The organism is Bartonella sp. AC329YNZD (genome assembly GCF_042196685.1).
Taxonomy (GTDB): Bacteria; Pseudomonadota; Alphaproteobacteria; order Rhizobiales; family Rhizobiaceae; genus Bartonella.
The window spans coordinates 1-3,530 of record NZ_JBHIQS010000049.1; the positions used below are offsets into that span (position 1 = coordinate 1).

A 3,530-nucleotide genomic window follows, 5' to 3' on the forward strand; every position below is an offset into this window, starting at 1 on the left:
GAAGCGCGTATAAACGCAAAGATTGATGCGCAGTTTGCTGACTTTAGGGATCACACCATTGATGTCGCACGGGCTGCTGGGGGCGTTGCTGCTGCCCTTGCCGGTGGCGATGTTGATGCCGGCGCCGATGCCGCAGGTAATGCCGCTGCAAATAACTACCTCAGCAGTGCTCAACAAGCTCAGATGGAGAAAGAATTAAAAGAGTGTCCTGACTTTTTATGTGCAGCAGAAGTGTCTGCGAAGTGGACTGCGATTAGTACAGGGCAAGATATAAGCTTTGCGGCAGGTATGGTAGCTGGTGTCCCGGCTGAAATATACGATACGGTTGATGGTTTTTTGCAAATAGCCAAACATCCCAAAGAGACTTTGAAAGCGCTCAAAGATTTTTTCAGCAGTGGTGAGATTTTGGCGACAATTGGTCGGACCCTTGGACAGTCCTATGTAGATCGCATTAATAAAATGGAGGAGGAATATGAGCGAGCTGGTGCTGGTGGTTCCTTTAATGCTGGACTTGAATTTGGAAAATTATTGACTGAAACAGCATCCCTAATGACAGGAGTTGCTGGAGCAGCCAAGGGAGGCATAAAGCTTGGCGAAAAGGCTCTGGCTAAATTTGCTTCTAAGACTGAAGAAGCAGCTGCAAAAGCAGAAAAGGAAGTTGCCCAATCAGTTGGAAAAATTGGCTCTGAAGACAGTGCCAAGGGTGAAATGTCTCAAAAGCCTTCAAAAAGCAATAGCAATCGTGAAACATTCGAAAAAAATAAGGAGCATCATGACGGAAAGCGTACAGAAGAAATGCAAAAATTACAGGAAGCAGGATGCACAACATGTACGCAAGAAGCATCGTTTAAAAAAATAGTTGAGAAACCTGATGGTAAAGGAGGGACAAAGGAAGTTGCAATAAGATCCCGTCCTGATATTCTCTATATAGAGGATGGTGAATTAAAAATTGTTGAGGTAAAAACGGGGAATGCTGGTCTAACCGAAAACCAAAAGATTTTGGAAAAGGAGTATAAAACAGGAGATGCGCAACCCACAGGAGATGTTGTTTTAAAATTCCTTGAGAAAAACAAAGAAAAGCTAAATAAATATCAACAGGAACTCAGCGATTTTAAGAGAGATTATAAAGGAAGTGCAGAAAAATTTGAGGAAGCATTAGATGATTTTAAGAAAAATTGGCCTAAAGAACAACTGGGCAAGCGTTGGGGGAGACCGATAAAATACGAAGTTATTCGTCATCCGAGCCGTTTAACAGAGCTTCTTGCACAAGGAAAGTGATTCATGATGCAAACTAAAGATGTCACAGAGATTTTAAAAAGACTGGGCTGGGAGCCTTATCGTGATAACGTGGGGGATACTTTTGCGCATTATCATCTTCCCGATCGCATTGTCGGTATTGGCTATGGTGTAAAAAATTATGGAGAGAGTGGCAAAGAGTTTTTGCTTTCGGCTGATCTCACCACCGCTGCTTATTGTCTTGCTCGGGAATATTCTAGAGGTGAAAAATCACAGCGTAAATATGGAGATGTGCTGTTTTACGCGAAGGAGGATTTTAATGTTAAAGCTCCGGATCTTTCCGAAAGCCATATCACAACCGCTTTAAACAAAGTGATTGCATGGGCGCAAGCACAGGATATTGAAAAAGAGTTGTGCGAGGAAGCTACTAATCATTCTGCCGTTGCACAAGCATTACTTGGTGATATGGAGGCTTTAAGGAGTGATAGATCTACCCCAAAACTATCTGTGCCAGAATTTGCAGATTATAAAACAATGACATCGGATGATCGCCTGCTTTTTTTTGCACAGGCCTATAAAAATGGGGAATTAGACGATATTCTAACGCGCAAGAAGCCAAAACAGCGCTCGATAAGTCTCACAGCAGCAATGCGCGTTCTTAAAACACAAGGGTGGTTTTCAACGGAACCTGGAAAAATGTGGTTGATTTTGCCCGACCGCTTTATTCAATTTGATTTTGGTTTTATACGTCTTCATGATAATTACAATGTCCGTATTGAAGCTGAAATATCTAATGAAATGATTTCTGTCGCTTGCAATTGTATTCACTATAGTAAGGAATATTGGTGTGTTTCTCCTAAAAATATTTATAATTCTTTTAATACGATTGGGGGGGGGGGGGTTAGTGGTTTTGGTAAAGGCATTGATATTTGTGTAGAGACATTAGATGAGCAAGAGCTTATCAAAATCTCTGAGCGGATAATACAGTGGGCACGTGCCCAAGATTTACAAGCATCAATAGAAAGCAAAACACGTGTTCAAAAGTATAGCTACAATATACGTATAGTCTGGCATTTGGCTTGTTTAGCATTGACAGGTCAAATTGATGTTCTGAAATCTTATCAAAATTTTTTAGAAGCCGGTAAGATTTCTGAGATTTTGGATGACCGTGAAGTAGAGAGATATATTAACCATGCCGTTCAATTTGCTGAAGAATATCTGAAAATCCTTAATGAGCGAAAAGCTATAGATGATCGTCTTAGTTTACAAGATTTGTCTTTTCTTAATACAGTTTCTGAAGACTTAAAAAGGATGGACTGGACAGTCTATCGTGATAAAAATTACAATTGCAATGCTTATTTTATAACGAAAGATCGTATCATTAATATAGTGTACGACCTTGATAAAAAAGGAGAGACACCATTTGTTACCTTCAAGGTTTCTCTTTCAACACTTGGTTTTTCTACAGCTTATCGATCTATTTTCATCAATACTCCCCAATATACCGTTCTTAAAGAATCAGAAGAAGTTTATGCAGTTTCTAGTACTGAATTGGATGAAGGCAAGCTGAAACAGATCAGTGCGGATATTTTGTGCTGGGCTGATCGACAAAATGTGAATCAAATCATCTATGATTATGCGGCTTTGTCCCCAGACAGTGAATATGATTTTGCGAAGTTGCACCTTATTGCACTTATTCTTATTGGGGATGTTGAAAAACTCAAATTTTATAAGGAAAGTTTGAAGGATAAAAACTTTTCAGCTTTGATAAGGGAAAACATAGCACATATTATTGATAACGTCCTTGCTCTTGCACGCCGTTATCGGACTGGTTTTCCTAAAAACGCTCCGATTTTAAGCTTGGATCCGCAAACAGCATCTGTTGCTTCTAAAACAACTTCTGTTGAAGTGGCAGAGGAAGTGGATGAAGCGGATGACAATGATGATCGTCTCACCATGGAAAGTGCTCATGCACTTTTAAAAAGCTTAGGCTGGTCAACCGAGAAAATCAATGAGAATGACCATATGGCAAGCTATCAATTGGCTGATCGTGAAGTAGATATTCTTTATAACGACGAAATTGCCAAAGACTACCCGCAATTTGATAGCGCCTTTATGATTAGCACGGGCATTCTTTCCACCGCTTGTAAATTCATTGATCCTACCTACACGGAAGATATTCCAGATATACAGCTTAATTTTGAAGCCAAGGGATTGGAAATCTTTGAACCAGAAGTCACTGCGGATCGCTTAAAGCAAGCACTTGATGATGCGCTAGAATGGTCAGTCAAAGA

At 40.2% G+C, this 3,530-nt stretch carries 2 protein-coding genes; both read left to right on the top strand.

Features of this window, described 5'->3' with window-relative positions:
- A partial coding sequence (locus ACFIMW_RS08890; protein ID WP_375608839.1) for a VENN motif pre-toxin domain-containing protein occupies positions 1 to 1,278 on the top strand: 1,278 nt, incomplete at its 5' end.
- A gap of 6 nt (positions 1,279 to 1,284) precedes the next feature.
- Positions 1,285 to 3,530, top strand: a 2,246-nt coding sequence (locus ACFIMW_RS08895) for a DUF6990 domain-containing protein (protein WP_375608840.1), incomplete at its 3' end; no start/stop codon positions are given.